13 protein-coding genes are annotated in these 17,889 nt (G+C 71.6%); 4 read left to right on the forward strand and 9 right to left on the reverse strand.

The genetic code is table 11. The features are described 5' to 3' along the window. Positions 1 to 32 precede the first annotated feature (32 nt). From O7605_RS28440 to O7605_RS28470, 7 genes are all read right to left on the reverse strand, one after another. Complete coding sequence (locus O7605_RS28440; RefSeq protein WP_269742038.1) at positions 33 to 836, reverse strand: class I SAM-dependent methyltransferase; 804 nt, start codon at positions 834 to 836, stop codon at positions 33 to 35. Continuing rightward, positions 833 to 2,068 carry an MFS transporter gene (locus O7605_RS28445; RefSeq protein ID WP_269742039.1) on the reverse strand — a complete coding sequence of 412 codons (1,236 nt, stop codon included), beginning with the start codon at positions 2,066 to 2,068 and terminating at the stop codon, positions 833 to 835. Before O7605_RS28445 ends, O7605_RS28440 begins: the two co-directional genes overlap by 4 nt. Beyond that, positions 2,065 to 3,087: a dipeptide epimerase gene (locus tag O7605_RS28450; protein WP_269742040.1), complete on the reverse strand. Its 1,023-nt coding sequence runs from the start codon at positions 3,085 to 3,087 to the stop codon at positions 2,065 to 2,067. Before O7605_RS28450 ends, O7605_RS28445 begins: the two co-directional genes overlap by 4 nt. Further along, complete coding sequence (locus tag O7605_RS28455) at positions 3,084 to 4,160, reverse strand: PLP-dependent cysteine synthase family protein (protein WP_164449049.1); 1,077 nt, start codon at positions 4,158 to 4,160, stop codon at positions 3,084 to 3,086. Before O7605_RS28455 ends, O7605_RS28450 begins: the two co-directional genes overlap by 4 nt. Continuing rightward, positions 4,154 to 5,002 carry a Rossmann-like domain-containing protein gene (locus O7605_RS28460; RefSeq protein WP_269742041.1) on the reverse strand — a complete coding sequence of 283 codons (849 nt, stop codon included), beginning with the start codon at positions 5,000 to 5,002 and terminating at the stop codon, positions 4,154 to 4,156. Before O7605_RS28460 ends, O7605_RS28455 begins: the two co-directional genes overlap by 7 nt. Beyond that, positions 4,999 to 6,273: an ATP-grasp domain-containing protein gene (locus O7605_RS28465; RefSeq protein WP_269742042.1), complete on the reverse strand. Its 1,275-nt coding sequence runs from the start codon at positions 6,271 to 6,273 to the stop codon at positions 4,999 to 5,001. Before O7605_RS28465 ends, O7605_RS28460 begins: the two co-directional genes overlap by 4 nt. A 222-nt stretch (positions 6,274 to 6,495) precedes the next feature. Next, the gene (locus O7605_RS28470; protein WP_269742043.1) at positions 6,496 to 7,287 is read right to left on the reverse strand and encodes an arsenate reductase/protein-tyrosine-phosphatase family protein; all 792 of its coding nucleotides are present in this window, start codon (positions 7,285 to 7,287) and stop codon (positions 6,496 to 6,498) included. Between the two features lie 353 nt (positions 7,288 to 7,640). Here O7605_RS28470 and O7605_RS28475 point away from each other — a divergent pair, with 353 nt between their 5' ends. Then, a complete protein-coding gene (locus tag O7605_RS28475) occupies positions 7,641 to 8,021 on the forward strand; it encodes a VOC family protein (protein WP_269742044.1) in 381 nt (126 codons plus the stop codon). Positions 8,022 to 8,173: 152 nt separating this feature from the next. Here O7605_RS28475 and adhE read toward each other — a convergent pair whose 3' ends face one another. Continuing rightward, entirely contained in the window at positions 8,174 to 10,834 is a 2,661-nt protein-coding gene (adhE, locus tag O7605_RS28480) for a bifunctional acetaldehyde-CoA/alcohol dehydrogenase (RefSeq protein ID WP_269742045.1), read from the reverse strand. A gap of 169 nt (positions 10,835 to 11,003) precedes the next feature. On the opposite strand from adhE, the gene pflB reads away from it, so the two are divergent. From pflB to O7605_RS28495, 3 genes are all read left to right on the forward strand, one after another. Beyond that, entirely contained in the window at positions 11,004 to 13,283 is a 2,280-nt protein-coding gene (pflB, locus tag O7605_RS28485; protein ID WP_269742046.1) for a formate C-acetyltransferase, read from the forward strand. Positions 13,284 to 13,288: 5 nt separating this feature from the next. Then, positions 13,289 to 14,059: a pyruvate formate-lyase-activating protein gene (pflA, locus tag O7605_RS28490; protein WP_269742047.1), complete on the forward strand. Its 771-nt coding sequence runs from the start codon at positions 13,289 to 13,291 to the stop codon at positions 14,057 to 14,059. A gap of 203 nt (positions 14,060 to 14,262) precedes the next feature. Next, positions 14,263 to 14,937 carry a 4'-phosphopantetheinyl transferase family protein gene (locus O7605_RS28495; protein ID WP_269742048.1) on the forward strand — a complete coding sequence of 225 codons (675 nt, stop codon included), beginning with the start codon at positions 14,263 to 14,265 and terminating at the stop codon, positions 14,935 to 14,937. A gap of 76 nt (positions 14,938 to 15,013) precedes the next feature. On the opposite strand, the gene O7605_RS28500 is transcribed toward O7605_RS28495, so the two are convergent. Further along, positions 15,014 to 17,776, reverse strand: coding sequence for a helix-turn-helix transcriptional regulator (locus tag O7605_RS28500; protein WP_269742049.1), 2,763 nt, complete (start codon positions 17,774 to 17,776; stop codon positions 15,014 to 15,016). Between the last annotated feature and the right edge of the window lie 113 nt (positions 17,777 to 17,889).

Here is a 17,889-nt window from a genome sequence, read left to right on the forward strand (position 1 = left end):
CATAGGTTTTCCTCTCGATGCACAGGTGAGCGTTACGCCGCGTCGTCGCGACGGCGGGCGACCAGGTGCAGGCGGTCGCCGGACAGGACGTCCGACAGCGCCGCTGCCGGATGCCAGGGCGGGTCGGTCCGGGGGCCGGGCGTGTCGAACAGGGCCACGACGTCGAACCCGGCGGTGGCGAGCAGGTGCCGTAGCTCGGCGGGGAACAGCAGCCGCCAGGCCGAGGTCTGCACCAGCGGTCGCGGGCAGGCCGGCCAGGTCCAGACGCGTTCACGGCGCAGCAGCTGATCCCGGTGGTCGATCCACAACCGGGTCGCCGAGGTGTACGTGACGGCGCGCCAGGTCACGGTGCGGGTACGGGTGCCGTCGAGCAGCTCGGTGTTGCCGAGGAAGAACGCGCCGTTGCGCATCTCCGCCAGCAGCAACCCACCGGGGCGCAGGTGCCGGTGGCAGCGCCCCAGGAACGCGGTCAGGTCGGCGTTGCGGTGGCAGTACAGCAACGCACTGTCCAGGCAGGTGACGACGTCGAAGCGGTCGACCAGGTCGAAGGTGCGCAGGTCGGCGTGGACGAACCGGACTCCGGGATGTCGTCGCCGCGCGTACGTCAGCATCGGCAGCGACGTGTCCAGCCCGGTGGCGGTGTAGCCGAGGGTCGCGAGGTGCCCGGCGTCGCGGCCGGTGCCGCACCCGACGTCGAGCAACCGCGGCGTGGCGACGACGCGGTCGGCGAAGCGGCGGACGAGGTCGTCGACGAAGCGGGCGGCGACGTGCTCCGGGTCGGGGAACTGCTGCTCGTACAGCTCCGGGTTGTCGGTGAGGAAGTTCTGGCCGTTCACGACACACCCGCCGGCGCCGCGGTCGCTGCGGGCGTGAGCAGGCCGCCACGGCGCAGCAGCCACACCGCGCCGGCCGAGGCGAGGCCGACGCCGGCGGTGAGCAGCCACGCCGTGGTGGGCACGCCGGCCGAGCTGCCCACCGCCGCGCCGACGGCGGCGGTGCAGCCGGCGGCGAGAATTCCGGACACCAGGTAGAACAGGCCGAAGTAGGTGCCGGTCAGTCGCGGCCCGGCGAAGGCGGGGATCAGCTCCAGGACGAACGGCTGGGTGATCATCACCCCGACGGTGAGCAGGACGGCAGCGGCCAGCACGGGCAGCAGTCGCACCACCGGTGGTGCCGATTCCACCCGCAGCAGCGGCAGCAGGAAGCCGGCTCCCATGACGGCCATGCCCGCGGTGATGCACGCGCCACGGCTGGCGCGGCGATGCAGCCAGCCGGTCAGGGGCAGTTGCAGGGTGAGGGTCACGACGGTGGAGACGACGAACAGCACGGCCACCGCCACGGGCTGCCCGGTGACGTGTTCCGCCTGCACCGGCAGGATCAGGTACAGCTGGGTCTGCAACGCGAACATGCCGGCCAGCGCCGTGCTGAACGCCAGGAACCGGCGGTCGGTGACGGCGGTGCGCCAGTCGTGCCAGACGGTGGCCTCGCTGGCGGTCACCGGTTGGGCGGGCAGCCAGACCGCCTGCGCCACGGTGAGCGCGGCGAACACCGCCGCGGCGCTCAGCGCGGCAGCCCGGAAGTCGACGAGCAGCAGTGCGGCCCCGAGCAGTGGTCCGAGCAGCGCGCCCGCGCTGGCGAACACGTTGAACAACGCGAACGCCTCGGCGCGTCGGTCGGCGGCGGCCTGCGCCACGTAGCTGCGTACGGCCGGGTTGAACAACGCTCCGGCCAACCCGGACAGGACCGACGCGGCCAGCAGCGACGGCAGCGAGACGCTGAGGGCGAACAGTCCGAAGCCGACGGCCCGCAGGGCGCAGCCGGCGATGATGACGCCACGGGCACCGAGCCGGTCGGCGGCCGAGCCGCCCAGCAGGAACAGCCCCTGCTGGCTGAGGTTGCGCACGCCGAGCACGATGCCGATCACGGCGGCGGACAGACCGACGTCGTCGGCCAGGTGGCCGGCGAGGTAGGGCAGCAGCAGGTAGAAGCCGACGTTGACGCCGAGCTGGTTGACCACCAGCAGCCGGATCGGCAGCGGAAAGCCGCGCAGGGTGGTCCACGTGCTCATCGGGCCGCCCGTACGCCGAGTCCGGGTTCGTCGGTCAGCCGCAGGACACCGTCCTGGCCGCCGATCCCGGTCCACGGGTCGTCGGTGAGCAGCAGGTGCCCGTCCAGGTCGATCCAGCGGGCGTCGCCGGTGAGGTGCACGGCCGGCGCGATGCCCAGCGAGCTGGCCACCAGGCACCCCAGCATGAGATCCATGCCGTACCCGCGGGCCGTGGCGACGATCCGCGCTGCGGCGTGGATCCCGCCGCACTTCGCAATCTTGACGTTGATGCCGGCGACCGCGCCCGCGAGGGCGTCGAGGTGTGCCACTGTGGCCGCGTCCTCGTCGGCGATGACCGGCACGTCGGTGCGCGCGCTGATCCAGGCGAGCAGCCGCGGTGTGCCGGGCGCGATGGGTTGTTCGACGGCGTCGATGCGGTGCGGCCGGAGCGTGTCGAGCAGCCGCACGGTCTGCTCCGGTGTCCAGGCGCCGTTGGGATCGAGCACCAGCCGGGCCTGCGGCATGGCGGCCCGTACGGCGGCGATCCGGTCCGGGTCGGCGGCGTCACCGCACTTGACCTTGACGAGCTGGAAGCCGCGCCGAGCCAGCGCCCGTGCGGTGGCCGCAGCGTCCTCCGGCCCGACCAGGCCGATGGTGTGGGCCGTGGGCACCGGGGAGAAATCCGGCCGGCCGAGCCACTGGTACACCGGCATCCCGGCGCGACGACCCAGCAGGTCGTGGACGGCCGCGTCCAGGGCCGCCAGCACCCCGGCGGGCAGTTCGGCGGCGAGCGCGGGCAGCTCCGCGAGCAGCGTCTCGGGTTCGCCGTAGCCGGACACCCGCTGGCCGAGACCGGCCAGCAGGTCGAGGATCGCGGCCCGGTCGAGGCCGTAGTAGGCGCTGGTGACGACCTCGCCGTGGCCGGTGACGCCGTCGTGGGACAGGTCGACCTGGACGGCGTCACGGCCAGACATCGTCGAGCGGGAGATCCGCAGCGGCTCACGGAGCCGCAGCGGGTAACTGCGCCAGTCGAGTCTCATGCCGGCACCGCCAGCCGGCGCAACGGGTCGAGGACGGTCCGGCAGCGACTCCACCGGGTGACCTCGACGGCGTTCGGGTGGGGGATCTCGATCGGGTGGCCCGGAGCGGGACCGAACAGTCCGTGGGCGGCGCAGTACGCGTCGTCGAAGATCGAGTCGAGGTAGCGGTGCGGGCCGTCCGGGAAGACCGTGACCACCCGGGCGCCGGGCTGCATGCGGCTGATCCACGCGGCGACCCGGGCGACGGCGCCGGTGCTCCAACCGCCGGTGACGAAGGCTGACCGGGCCAGCCGGCGGCAGGTGTCCACCGCCTCCACGGGGCCGACCCAGTGCACCTCGTCGAAGGCGGTGTAGTCGACGTTGCGGGGAAAGATGCTGCTGCCCAGCCCGCGCATGAGCCGTGGTCGCGCGGGCTGTCCGAAGATCGTCGATCCGACGGTGTCGACGCCGACGAGCCGCAGCCGTGGCCAGTGCCGCCGCAGCGCCCGGGCCAGACCGGCGCTGTGCCCGCCGGTGCCGACGCTGCACACCAGCACGTCGACGGCCTCGACCTGCCCGCTCAGTTCGGCGGCGAGGGCGTGGTATCCGGCGACGTTGTCCGGGTTGTGGTACTGATCGGGCCAGTAGGCGTCCGGGGTGCGCGCCAGGATCTCGTGCAGTCGATCCAGGCGGGCCTGTTGCCACCCGCCGACCGGGTGCGGCCGGTCGACCTGCTCGACCACCGCCCCGTACGCGGTCAGCAAGGCGCGCATCGGTCGCTCGATCTCGCGGTCCACCACCAGGACGACCGGGTGGCCCAGTGCCTGGCCGGCGAACGCCAGCCCGACGCCGAGGGTGCCGCTCGTGGACTCCACCACGGTGGCTCCCGGCCGCAGGTCGCCGCGTTGCCGGGCGGCCTGGAGCATGGCCACGGCGGCGCGGGCCTTCATCCCGCCGGGACTCAGATACTCCACCTTGGCGTGGAAGCCGCCGTGCGGGTGCGGCAGTGGGGTGTCGACGAACGCCACCGGGGAGCGGCCCAGCAGGCCCAGCAGGTGCGGTGCGCACGTCGTCGGCGCGGGGTCGGTCAGCATGTCGGCCGGCCGGCGGCGCGGTAGCGGTACAGCGTCGTCGGTCCGCCGTCGAGCCAGAAGAACGGGTACGGTTCGGCGGACACGGCGCTGAGGCCGGCGCCGAGGAAACAGGGCAGGACGGCGCTGCCGGTCTGTGCGAAGGCCACCATCGGTTTGCCGGTGGCGCGGGCGTGCCGCAGCAGCGGCTCGAAGGTGCCGTTGCCCAGCGTCATGCCGGACACCAGCAGCGCGTCGCAGCGGTCCAGCAGGGCGGCGGCGTCCGGCAGGCACGGCTCGTCCCACTCGGTGCTGCCGCCCGCCAGATCGCAGGGCAGGTAGCTGAGGCCGCGCTGGCGCAGCTGCCCGAGCAGGGAGTTGACCACGCCGACGACCAGGACGTGCTGCCCCGGGGCAACCGTCAGCAGGTCCACCACCGCGGCGGCCCTGGCGGTCGACTTGGCCAGCGAGGTGCCGGCGGGGATGGTGACCGCGTCGTCGGCGGTGTGCGCGTGCGGACGGGCGGCGGCCAGGTAGGCGTCCAGGGCCGCGACGCGGACCGCCGGCACCCGGTGGGCGAGCAGCTCCGCGACGCTGCGGCCCACGCAGTCGTACGCGACGTCGTCGGTCAGCTCGTCCGGCTCCGTCGCGCAGGACCCGACGGTGGCGTCCACCCGCAGACTCAGCACCTGGTTGCGGTAGCCGCGGTCGCGCCCGGTGTGCCGGGCACCCTGCCGGGTGGTGAACGCGACGCTCACCTGCTCGGTGCCCGGGTCAGGACCGAGACGGCCCGCGCTGACGGCCTCGATCAGGTCCGTCACCGAGGTGAACGGCGCACCGGTCCCGACCGGTGCCGGTGTCGTCACGCCAGCGCTCCGGCCAGCTCGTCGGCGTAGCGCACCCGCAGACCGGCGACCAGTTCCTCGGCCCGCGCGCGGGCGCCGAGGCCGGTGGTGTCCACGGCCATGACGTGCCCGAGGTAGGCGTTGTTGCTCACCGCCTCGCCGGTGCGGTGCCCGACGGGCTTCACCGCCCAGTCGACGACGTCGGGCGCGGCGGCGAGCGCGGCGGCACCGTCGATCCCGGCGACGGTGCCGGCGCGGGGCGGCAGCAGGAACGAGATGGCCGCGCTACGCACGCCCGTGTCGGTCACCGTGAGGTCCGGTTGTTCACCGAGGGCGAGCTGGGTGTACACCATGGGCAGGTCCACCCCGGTACCCCGCCGCACCAGCTCGGTGATCTGGTTGCCGGCCGGCCGGGGATTGATCTCCACCACCCGTGGCCCGGCGGCCGTGAGCCGCAGCTCGGTGTGCGCGACCCCCCGGTCGAAGCCGACCGCGGCGAGGGCGGTGACCGCCATGTCGCGCACCGCGGTGACCGTCGCGGCGTCCAGCGCGGCGGGGAACATGTGTCCCGTCTCGACGAACCACGGTTCGCCGGCCAGGCTCTTGTCCGTTACGCCGAGCACCGTCGTCGCGCCGTCGACGGTGACGGTTTCGACGCTGACCTCCGGTCCGACCAGCACCTCCTCCAGCAGCACGCGCGGCGAGCGCTGCTGGCCACGCGCGTTGACCGGGAACGCGTCGAGGGCGTCGAAGGCCGCGCGCAGTTGGGTCAGATCGGTCACCAGCCGGACGAGCATCCCGGCGCACAGGTCGACCGGCTTGACCACCAGCGGAAAGCCCAACGCACGTGCCGCGGCCCGCGTACCCGGCCAGCCCTCGGTGACCGCGAACGCCGGACCGGGTAGGCCGGCCGCCCGCATCCGGTGCCGCGCCAGGTCCTTGCGGCAGGCCTCCTCGACGGCCTGCGGCCGGGCGCCCGGCAGCCCCAGGTGCGCGGCGAGCCGGGCGACCGTGCCGAGGTAGTAGTCGCAGGAGGTGACGACCCCGTCGAAGCGCAGCACCTCGTGCAGCCGCTGGACCTGGGGCAGCAGCACGGCCGGGTCGTTGGTCTCGACGGTGAGCACGTTGTCCGCGGTGAGCAGCGGATGCACCCCGTCGCCACCGCCCTGGCGCAGGTAGTGGTGCAGGTCCCTGGTGAGGAAGGTGAACCGGTGTCCCGCTTCCCGGATCGCCCGGGGCAGCAGGGTGCTCATCGCGCCGACCCAGCTCTCGACCACCAGCACATGTCCCACCGCGCGCTCCCGATGTTCAGGGGATCCCGACCACCGGACGATAACGGTTGTCATTTGCGATGGCTAGCTCGGGCCCATGAAAGGCACCGGGGCGCGCTTCAGCCACCCGTCCGCCAACGGAAGGCAGTTGCCGCCAGTCGCGAGGATCCGCCACCCTTCCGACCGGCGGCGATGGTGCTGGGGAGGCCCGCCGGCCGCGTCTCGACCAGCAGCTGGGGAAGGTCAGGCCCGCCTCTCGCGGCCCTCCCGGCCCGGCAAGGCGTGGTCGATCGCATGGAGAAGGAACGCGACCCGCGTCCGGAGTTCCGCTGCGGTCCGCTGGAACGGCGCGTAACCACGCTCGGCAGCCGGATCAGGCATGCTCCAATGCACCACGTTTCCCGCTCGGGGAAAATCAGGACAGATCTCGCGAAAGCGGTCGCACAGGGTGATCACGTAGTCGAAGCGCTGATCCAGGAAATGACTCAGCTGCTTCGGATGCCGCGTGGTCATGTCGACGCCGCTCTCGCCCATGACCCGCACCGTGTTCGGATGCAGCGGCTTGGGCTGGCCTCCAGCACTGACGACGTCGACCCGGTCGCCGCCCATCTGCTGCAGCATCGCCTCAGCCATCTGCGACCGGGAGCTGTTGCCCGTACAGAGGAAGATCACCCGGGTCGGTGGCTGATCCGGTCGACACGGATTCGGTCCGGGTGGCGCCAGCGCGACGGGAACAAGCTGTAGACCGCCGTGCAACGAAGCACCAGCCTCGGCAAGCAGATTGCGGCAGGCAAGCAGATTGAGGCTGTAGTAGCTGTCCCGCTTGTCCGCCGAACTTCGGCGGACCGTGACCAGTCCGCCTGCCCGCAGCTGCCCCAGGTGGTAGGAGGTCAGGCTCTGCTGCTGGCCGATAAGCCCCATCAGCTCGCGAACCTGTCGGTCGCTACGCGCCAACTCGGCCAACAACCGCCAACGCACCGGGTGCGCGGTGAGACGGAGGACTCCCGGTGGCTCCGGATCGAGGGCGGCACACACAAGCGGAACCTTACATCGAATCAGTTAGTTGGATCCCTGATGGCGTCGCATACATCCGACTGCTCCCCGACCACCGCCGCCGGCTGCACCGACACCCGGGTCCGCAGGAGCGCAACGACCGAGAACGCACTGAGCACCGCGGCCAGAATCATGGCGCCCCGCATCCCGGCGATCGTAGGAGGACAGCGACCACGTCAGGGACGACGCGTCAAGCCACCCATCGACGCTACATCAAGGCCAATTGATGCATCAAGCTGGTTTGATGTAATCTCGCTGCAAGGGATAGCTGAGAACCATCGCGAGTCCGGAGCCTGCCGCCACTACGCCAACGAATGTGAAGGAGCAACCCGCCCATGACCGGAGACGACAGGTACGCCAGCGTCCGGTACATCGTCGATGACGTTCAGGCCGCCATCGACTTCTACACCACCCACCTCGGCTTCACACTCAACGCCAGCGCCGCGCCCGCCTTCGCCGACGTGGTCCGCGGCCGGCTGCGGCTGCTGCTCTCCGGCGCCCCCAGCTCCGGTGCCCGCGCCACACCGGCTGACGCCAACAGCCCCGGACGCAACCGGATCCACCTGCCCGTCGAGAATCTCGACGCCGAGATCACCAGGCTGCGCGACGCCGGACTGACGTTCCGCGGTGAGGCCATCAGCGGGCCGGGCGGTCGCCAGATTCTGCTCTCCGACCCGGCGGGCAACCTCATCGAGCTGTTCCAGCCCGCACGGTAGGCGGACCGGACCGGCCGCGGCCCACGGCATCGGCCGGAGTATCGGGCGCCTGCCCGGCGCGGCCAGGGGCGACACCACCCGGGCCGCCGCCACCGCTCAGCGGATCCCGGCGGCCACCCGAGGCCGCGACGAGGGTGACTCGGCGGCGGCGATCACTTGCCGTAGTACGCGGCGCGCATCAGCTCCTGCATGTCGTCGAGCATCGGCATCCGCGGGTTGGCCGGGGCGCACTGGTCCTCGTAGGCGTTGAGAGCCTGGTGTGGCAGGGCCGCGAGGAACGCCTCCTCGTCCACGCCGACGGCCTGGAAGGACGACTCGATGCCGACGGCGTCGCGCAGCCGCTCCACCGCGGCGGCGTACGACTCGACCCCCTGCTGCGCGGTGGCGGCTGGCAGGCCCAGCATCCGGGCGATGTCCTGGAACCGCTCCGGCGCCCGGTAGTGCTCGTACTTGGGCCACCCGGTCAGCTTCGCCGGCGTGGCACCGTTGTAGCGGATGACGTGCGGCATCAGGATCGCGTTGGTGCGGCCGTGCGCCACGTGGAAGGTGGCGCCCAGGGTGTGCGACATGGCGTGCACGATGCCCAGGAAGGCGCTGCCGAAGGCCATGCCGGCGATGGTGCCCGCGTTGTGCATCTTCTCCCGGGCCTCGGCGTCGGCCGCGCCGTCGCGTACCGCCCGCTCCAGGTAGTTGAAGATCAGCTTGATGGCCTGCAACGCGAGGCCGTCGGTGAAGTCGTTGGCGTAGACGGAGACGTACGACTCGGTAGCGTGGGTCAGCGCGTCGAAGCCGCTGTCCGCGGTGATCCTGGGCGGCAGGTCGGCGGCGAGCACCGGGTCGACAATGGCGACGCTCGGCGTCAGCGCGTAGTCCGCGAGGGGGAACTTCTTCCCGGTGGCGGTGTCGGTGATGACCGCGAACGGCGTCACCTCGGCGCCCGTGCCGGAGGTGGTGGGGATGCAAACCAGTCGGGCCCGCTCCCCCAGCGTCGGGAACTTGAACGCCCGCTTGCGGATGTCGAAGAACTTCTCCCGCATGTCGGCGAAGACCACCTCCGGGTGCTCGTAGCGCAGCCACATCACCTTGGCGGCGTCCATCGCCGATCCCCCGCCCAACGCGATGATCGTGTCGGGCTGGAAGGACCGCATCAGCTCCGCGCCCCGATCCACCGTGCCGACGCTCGGCTCCGGTTCGACGTCGTCGATGATCTGCAACGCCACCCGTCCGGGTCGCTGCTGCAGCACCGTGATCAGCCGGTCGACGTACCCCAGCCGGGTCATCGTGTGGTCGGTGACCACGGTGACCCGGTGCACGTCGGGCAGGTCGGCCAGGTAGCGGATCGCGTTCGGCTCGAAGTAGATCCTCGGCGGGACCTTGAACCACTGCAGGTTGTTGGTCCGGCGGCCGATCCGCTTGACGTTGAGCAGGTCGACCGCGGTGACGTTGTTCGACACCGAGTTGCGTCCGTAGCTGCCGCAGCCCAGCGTCAACGACGGCAGGAACGCGTTGTACATGTCGCCGATGCCGCCCTGGGACGCGGGAGCGTTCCAGATGATGCGGACCGCCTTGACCCGCCGTCCGTACTCCTCGACGAGTTGCTCGTCCTCGCTGTGGATGACCGCGCTGTGGCCGAGGCCGTTCAGCTCGACCATCTGCTCGGCGTACCGGATGCCGTCCTCGGTGGACTCCGCGCGCAGCACCGCCAGGACGGGGCAGAGCTTCTCGCGGGTGAGCGGCTCGGCCGGCCCGACGTGGTCCACCTCGACCAGGAGCACCGACGTGTCGGCCGGCACGGTCAGCCCGGCGCGCTCGGCGATCCACGCCGCGCTCTGGCCGACGACCTGCGGGTTGAGTCGCCCGCCGGCGCAGTCGGTGCCACCGGCGGCACCGCCGAAGATCAGCTCCTCGATCCTGCGCTTCTCGTCCCGGGTGGCCACGTACGCGTGCAGCCGCTGGAACTCCGCGAGCGCCGCCGGGTACACCTCGGCGTCGAGGATCACCGCCTGCTCCGAGGCACAGACCATGCCGTTGTCGAACGACTTCGACAGCACGATGTCGTGCACCGCCCGGCGCAGCCGCGCACCGCGATGGACGTACGCCGGCACGTTGCCGGCACCGACGCCGAGGGCCGGCTTGCCCGACGAGTACGCCGCGCGCACCATGCCGTTGCCGCCGGTGGCCAGGATGGTGGACACGCCCGGGTGCTTCATGAGCGCGCCGGTGGCCTCGACGGAGGGCTGCTCGATCCACTGGATGCAGTGCTCGGGTGCGCCCGCCGCGACGGCGGCGTCCCGGACCACCCGGGCCGCCTCGGCACTGCACCGCTGGGCGGCCGGATGGAAGGCGAAGATCATCGGGTTGCGGGTCTTCAGGCCGAGCAGGGCCTTGAAGATGGTCGTCGACGTGGGATTGGTGACCGGGGTGACGGCGCAGACCACGCCGACCGGTTCGGCGATCTCGACGATGCCGTTGATCTCGTCCCGGGAGATGACCCCGACCGTCTTCAAACCCGCCATGTGGTTGGTGACGTGCTCACACGCGAAGATGTTCTTGACGGCCTTGTCCTCGAAGACGCCGCGTCCGGTCTCGGCCACCGCCATCCGGGCCAGGTCGGCGTGCCGGCCCAGCGCCGCCACCGAGGCCTTCGCCACGATCCGGTCGACGCGCTCCTGGTCGAAGGCGGCGTAGTCGTCCAGGGCCCGCAGTCCGTTGTCGACCAGGGTGTCGATCGTCGTTCCGGGCGCGCTGGCGGTGCCGTTCTGCGGCGGCGTGGCCGGGGCGGGTAGGAGGCTCGTCGCGGGCACGGCGGTCATCCGGATACTCCGATCGTCAGTGCCGGTCAGGTCGTCCGGTCACACTCTGATCGTCACCGATGCCCCCGCGACCGCGCCGGTGCCCAGCGGCCCGGACCGACCGGGTCTTTCGCCCCTGACCGCCCGGTCGCCGCCGGGAGAGGCTCGAGGAGAGCTTCCAGGAGGAGACATGGTCCAGCAGCACAGCACGGCAGTCCGGCCCGAGCGGCACGCGACGGCCGGGTCCGACCCGTGGCGCGGCTTCCACGGCGACGCCTGGCGCGACACCGTCGACGTGGCCGCGTTCGTCCGGGACAACGTGACCCCGTACTGGGGCGACGCCCGGTTCCTCGCCGGGCCCACCCCGCGCACCACCCGGTTGTGGGACCGGCTACGCGACATGTTCACCGTCGAACGCGAGCGCGGCGTCTACGACGTCGACCCGCACACCCCCGCCACGATCACCTCGCACGCCCCCGGCTGGATCGATCGCGACGGCGAGCTGATCGTCGGGTTGCAGACCGACGCGCCGCTGCGTCGGGCGATCATGCCCAACGGTGGGCTGCGGATGGTGGAGAGCGGGCTGACCGCGTACGGCTTCGCCATGGATCCGCAGGTGCGCCGCATCTTCACCGCGTACCGCAAGACGCACAACGCCGGGGTGTTCGACGCCTACCCCGCCGACGTGCTGGCGGCGCGGCGCTCGCACATCGTCACCGGACTGCCCGACGCGTACGGCCGCGGCCGGATCATCGGCGACTACCGGCGGGTCGCGCTCTACGGCGTCGACCGCCTCGTCGCCGAACGTGCGGCGATCAAGGCGTCCCTGGACGACCGTCCCGGCACCGAGGAGGTCATCCGGGACCGGGAGGAACTGGCCGAGCAGATCCGCGCCCTCGGCGAGCTCAAGGAGATGGCCGCCGGCTACGGCTACGACGTCAGCGCGCCCGCCACCACCGGCCGCGAGGCCATCCAGTGGCTCTACTTCGCCTACCTGGCCGCCACCAAGGAACAGAACGGCGCCGCCATGTCGCTGGGCCGCACGTCGACGTTCGTCGACGTGTTCCTGGACCGCGACATCGCCGAGGGCCGGCTCACCGAGTCCGCCGCCCAGGAGCTGATCGACGACTTCGTGATCAAGCTGCGGATCATCCGGTTCCTGCGCACCCCCGAGTACGACGAGTTGTTCTCCGGCGACCCCACCTGGGTGACCGAGGCGATCGGCGGCGTCGACGCGGGCGGTCGGCCGCTGGTGACCCGAACCAGCTTCCGCTTCCTGCAGACGCTGTACAACCTCGGTCCGGCGCCGGAACCGAACCTGACCGTGCTCTGGTCGCCCGACCTGCCCGCCGGTTTCAAACGCTTCTGCGCGCAGGTGTCGCTGGACACCAGCGCCATCCAGTACGAGAACGACGACCTGATCCGGCCGGTGTACTCCGACGACACCGCGATCGCCTGCTGCGTGTCGGCCATGCGCGTCGGCAAGGACATGCAGTACTTCGGCGCCCGCGCCAACCTCGCCAAGGCCCTGCTCTACGCGATCAACGGCGGCCGGGACGAGATCACCGGTGAGCAGGTCGCGCCCGCGACGCCGCCGGTCACCGACGACGTGCTGGACTACGACACCGTGCTGGCCGCCTTCGACCGGACCCTCGACTGGCTGGCCCGCACCTACGTCCGGGCGCTCAACGTCATCCACTACATGCACGACAAGTACGCCTACGAGCGGCTGGAGATGGCGCTGCACGACCACCCGGTGCACCGCTTCCTCGCCACCGGGATCGCCGGGCTCTCCGTGGCCGTGGACAGCCTCTCGGCGATCCGGCACGCCCAGGTGAAGGTGTTGCGTGACGGCACCGGTCTGGTCACCGACTACACCGTCGACGGCGACTACCCCGCCTTCGGCAACAACGACGACCGGGCCGACGCCATCGCCGTGGACCTGGTGGAGCGCTTCATGGCGAAGGTACGGGCGCAGCCGACCTACCGGGGGGCCGAGCCGAGCCTGTCGGTGCTCACCATCACCTCGAACGTGGTCTACGGCAAGCACACCGGCAACACCCCGGACGGTCGTCGAGCCGGCGAGCCTTTCGCGCCGGGCGCGAACCCGATGAACGGCCGGGACACCCACGGCCTGGTCGCCGCGGCGCTGTCGGTGGCGAAGCTGCCGTACGCCAGCGCCCGCGACGGCATCTCGCTCACCACCACGGTCACCCCCGACGGGCTCGGTCGCACCCGCGACGAGCAGATAGACAATCTCGTCGGAGTGCTCGACGGTTACACCGACGCGGGCGGTTTCCACCTCAACGTCAACGTCCTCGACCGGGCCACCCTCGAAGACGCCATGGCTCACCCCGAGCGGTACCCGCAACTGACCATCCGGGTCTCCGGGTACGCGGTGAACTTCGTCCGGTTGACCCGCGAGCAGCAGCGCGACGTCATCTCCCGCACCGTCCACGGCCGGCTGTGACCGCCGTGGCCTGGCCGTCGCGCCCGTCCTACGTGCCCGCCGGCACGGTGCTCGGTTCCGTCCACTCCTTCGACACCTCAACCGGAGTGGACGGACCCGGCACCCGCTTCGTGGCCTTCCTCGCCGGCTGCCCGCTGCGCTGCCGCTTCTGCCACAGCCCGGACACCTGGTACCAGCGCGGCGGACGGACCATGACGGTGGACGACCTGGTCACCGAGATCCGGCGATACGAGCGGTTCATCAAGGTGGCCGGTGGTGGCGTCACCCTCAGCGGCGGCGAGCCGCTGCAACAGCCCCGGTTCACCGCGGCGGTTCTGCGCCGCTGCACGGAGCTGGGGCTGCACACCGCGCTGGACACCAGCGGTTTCCTCGGCGACCGCGCCACCCCGGAGCTGCTCGACGCGACCGATCTGGTGCTGCTGGACATCAAGAGCCGGGATCCGGCGACCTACCGCCGGGTCACCCGAACCGGTACGGTCACGCCGACGCTGCGCTTCGCCCACCGGCTCGCCGATCGGGGCATCCCGATCTGGATCCGCTTCGTGCTCGTGCCCGGTCTCACCGACGACCCGGCGAACGTGGCCGGCGTCGCCGACTTCGTCGCCACCCTGGCCACGGTGCAGCGGGTGGAGGTGCTGCCGTTCCACCGCCTCGGCGCGCACAAGTACCGCGAGCTGGGGCTGCCCTACCCGTGCGCCGACACCGAGCCGCCCACCCCCGAGCTGCTCGCACGGGTCCGTGCCCAGTTCACGGATCGGGGGCTGGTGGCCCGGTGACCACCCGTCGGGCTCCCACCGACACTCCCCTACTCGCCCTGGACCTCCCGTAACCGTGCCGGTCCGAGCCCGAGAGACCGCCGCCACGCATTCCGGTACGCGGTGCCGGTCCTTAGCATTCGTTACATGCCCACTGTCGACAAGAGCGCCCCGCCGCCATCGACGGCGGGAACGGAGAAACAGTCACCGGTTCGGAGCGTGCCATGATCGAGGCGATTCTCCCGGCCGGCACCGTCGCCGTCGACACCTTCACCGAGGCGCCCGACCCGTTCCTCTTTCCGGACGAGGAAAGGGTCGTCCGCGCCGCGGTGGACAAACGGCGGCGCGAGTTCACCACCGGCCGCTGGTGCGCCCGGCAGGCGATGGCCCGCCTCGGTCGCGCACCGGCGTCGGTACCGCCTGGGCCACGCGGTGAACCGCGCTGGCCGGCCGGCCTGATCGGCAGCATCACGCACTGCGACGGCTACCGCGCCGCGGTGCTCGCCGAAACCGAGGTCGTCACCACCATCGGCATCGACGCCGAGCCGAACGCACCGCTGCTCGACGATGTCCTGCCGGCCGTGTCGCTGCCGCAGGAACGGGACCGGATCGGCCTGCTGCGGCGCGACCACCCCGACGTGTGCTGGGACCGGTTGCTGTTCAGCGCCAAGGAGTCCGTCTACAAGGCCTGGTTCCCGCTGACCGGGCGCTGGCTGGACTTCGAGGACGCCGACATCACCTTCGACCCGCTGGCCGGCACCTTCGAGGCCCGGATACTGGTGACGGGGGCGCAGTTGCACGGGCGCCGGCTCACCGGCTTCGACGGCCGCTGGCTGGCCCGGCACGGGCTGGTCGTGACCGCCATCGCGGTGGTGGCACCCGCGTTCGCCGTCGTCTGAACCGCTGGACGGACCGCACGACTGGCGAAACCACGGCAGCAGGCCGCACCGATGGATGCGGCCTGCTGCCTGTCGCTCAGACGCTGGCGGAGTAGTCCGGGCTCAGACTCGCCGGCAGGTCGCCACGGCGGGCGACGTTCAACTTGCGGTACGTACGGGTCAGATGCTGCTCGACGGTGCTGATCGTGATGAACAGCTTCGCGGAGATCTCCCGGTTGCTGTAACCGGCCGCCGCCAAGGCGGCGACGCGATGCTCGGCCTCACTCAGGACCGCCACCGCCACGACCGGGTTGATCGCATCCGGGGTGTCCCCCTCGTCCCAGCCGGACTCCAGGCTGAGCGCCTGGAGCAGCGGTAGCGCCCCCGCCTTCTCGGCCGTGGCCCGCGCCCGCCGGGCGATGAGGCGGACCCGCCGCGACTCGCCGAGCGTCTGGAACGCCTCGGTCAGGTCGACCAGGGTGCGGGCCAGCTCGTAGTCGTCACCGCCGTTGTGCAGGTCGGCGGCCTGACGCAGGAACATCGGCCGGTGCCGGAGCTCACCGCAGGCGGCGTAGAGGCGCAGGGCCATGGCGCGCACCCGCGGCTGGCCGTCGTCGCAGCGCTTCAGCTGGTCCTCGACCAGCTGCTGGGCCTGCTCCGGCGCGTTCATCCGCAACAACGTCTCGGCCGCGTCGACCCGCCACGGCACCAGGCCGGGGGTGTCCATCCCCCACTGCGCGGCCAACTGGCCGCAGAGCCTGAAGTCGCGCAACGCCAGCGGCAGCTCACCGACGGCGAGGCTGTACCGGCCCCGGGCGTACAGGTAGTGCAGTCCGAACCGGGTCTGGAACATCTCCTCCGGCACCGGCTGATCCAGGTGGTCGCGGACCGCACCGATGTCACCGATCGCGGTGGTCGCCATGATCAGAACAGCCAGCGGACCACCCACCGCGACGCCCCAACTGCTCGACGGCATCACCGTCAGCGCGTCGGTGGCGTACTGCCGTGCCCCGGTCAGGTCGCCCAGGCGCATCGAGATCTCCGCGCGGATCGCCGCCAGCCGCGCCTGCCGGCTCGGCGAGCGTCGCATCCGCGCCTCGTCGACGAACGCGTCACACCACACCGCGGCGCTGGCCGGGCAGCCACCGTAGGTGAGTGCCAACAACGCACTCTCCACGGTGTCCAGGCTCATCTCGTCCAGGCGCGAGTTGCGCAGGATCCGTTCGGCCACCGCGATCGCCCGCTCCGACGGGCCGTCGCTGAGCACCCCGGCCAGCGCGGTGGCCGCCGACAGCCGATGACTGGCCGACACCGTCGGCATCGCCACCGGCGGCTGGATGCCCGGGTGCAGCAGCGGCCGGAAGGACGGGTACGTCGCGAGCATCAACGGCCGGGTGATGACCAACTCGGCGAGCGTCTCCGCGTCGGCCTTGCCGCTGTGCGCGCTGATCAGCTCGAACGCCTCCCGGGCTTCGGTGAACTGGCCGTGCCAGAGCAACGCCTTGGTGAGCACCAGCGCGTCCACCCCGCGCAGGTGCCCGCCACGCAGGGCGGCGGCCAGCTCGGGCAGGTACCCGGTCGGCGCGCTCGGGTTGATCCGCCACTCGGCGCGGACCAGGGCGGCGGTGATCCGGGCACGCCGCTGGCTGTCGGTGCAGGCACCCAACGCGAGTTGCAGGTAGCGCACCGCCGCCGCCACCTGGCCCTCCCGCAACGACTGCCGGGCCGCGTCCTCGAGCACCGGCACGGCCCACGCCTCGTTGACGTCGCCGGCGCCGACCAGGTGCTCGGCCACCACGGCGCTGGACGCGCCACCGCGATGAGCGAGCACCGCGGCCCGGCTGAACAGGTCGGCGCGGTCCAGCTCGTCGATGTCGGCCAGCACCGCCGCGCGCGCGGCCGGATGCCGGAAGTCCGTACCGGACAGCAGGCCCATCGTGGTCAGCGTGCGTACCGCCGGGCCGATCTGCCCGCCGTCGTCCGGGACCAACTGTTCGAGCAGCGCGAGATCGCCGCAGACCGCCAGCCCCTGGGCCACCCGCCGCACCCGGGCGCTGGTGCGGTGCAGGCAGGAGACCACCGCCCGGGCGAAGTTCTCCCCGGTCACCGGTTCGCCGCCGACCCCGGCGCCGGCGGCCGACGCCTCCCGGTGATCGTCGAGCAGGCCACGCAGCAGCAGCGGGTTGCCACCGCTGACCTGCTGCCAGGCCGGTGCCAGCCGCTCGGCGTCGGCTTCGCCGACGTAGCTGGCCGCCAGTTCGCGCATCGCGTCGGCCGACAGGGCCGACAGGACGATCCGGGAGCCGTGCGGCGGCCGCCAGAACGCCTCGGTGTCGAATGCGACGTCGTCCCGGCGACCCTGCTCGGTCTGGGTGAACAGCAGCAGCATGGGCGCGAAGCGCGCCCGCCGGGCCAGGTAGGACAGGCAGACGATCGACAACCGGTCGGCGCGGTCGATGTCGTCGACCGCGATGATCAGCGGATAGCGGTGGGACAGCTCCAACAGGATCGTGCAGAGGGCGTGCACGATCTGCGGGTCGATCTGGTTGTCGCAGTCGTCGGCGCGGACCCCTTCGTACAGCAGGTTCATCGCGCGCCGCTGCTCCTCGGGCACCAGCGGCGCGTCGAGCAGCAGCTGGGTGAGCACACCGAGCGGCAGGTCACGCTCGGCGTCCGCGCCGATCGCGGTGATCGCCAGGGCGTCGCGGTCCACCGCCCGGTCGGCGTAGGTGTTCAACAACTCGGTTTTGCCGGACGCTACCGCGCCCGCTATGACGGCGATCCGCCCTTTGCCGGCGACGGCCGAGGCAAGGAGGCCGTCCAGCGTGGCGATCGCGTCCGCGCGCTCGACCAACTTCATGATCATCCTTTCGATACGATCGCAGCTCCGGCTCGCTCACCTGGGATCGGCCGGTACTCCAGACGCTACGGACGGCTGCTGTCGTACCCCTATCGCCGCGCCATCCGTCGATT

The organism is Verrucosispora sp. WMMA2121 (assembly GCF_027460185.1).
Lineage (GTDB): Bacteria > Actinomycetota > Actinomycetes > Mycobacteriales > Micromonosporaceae > Micromonospora > Micromonospora palythoicola.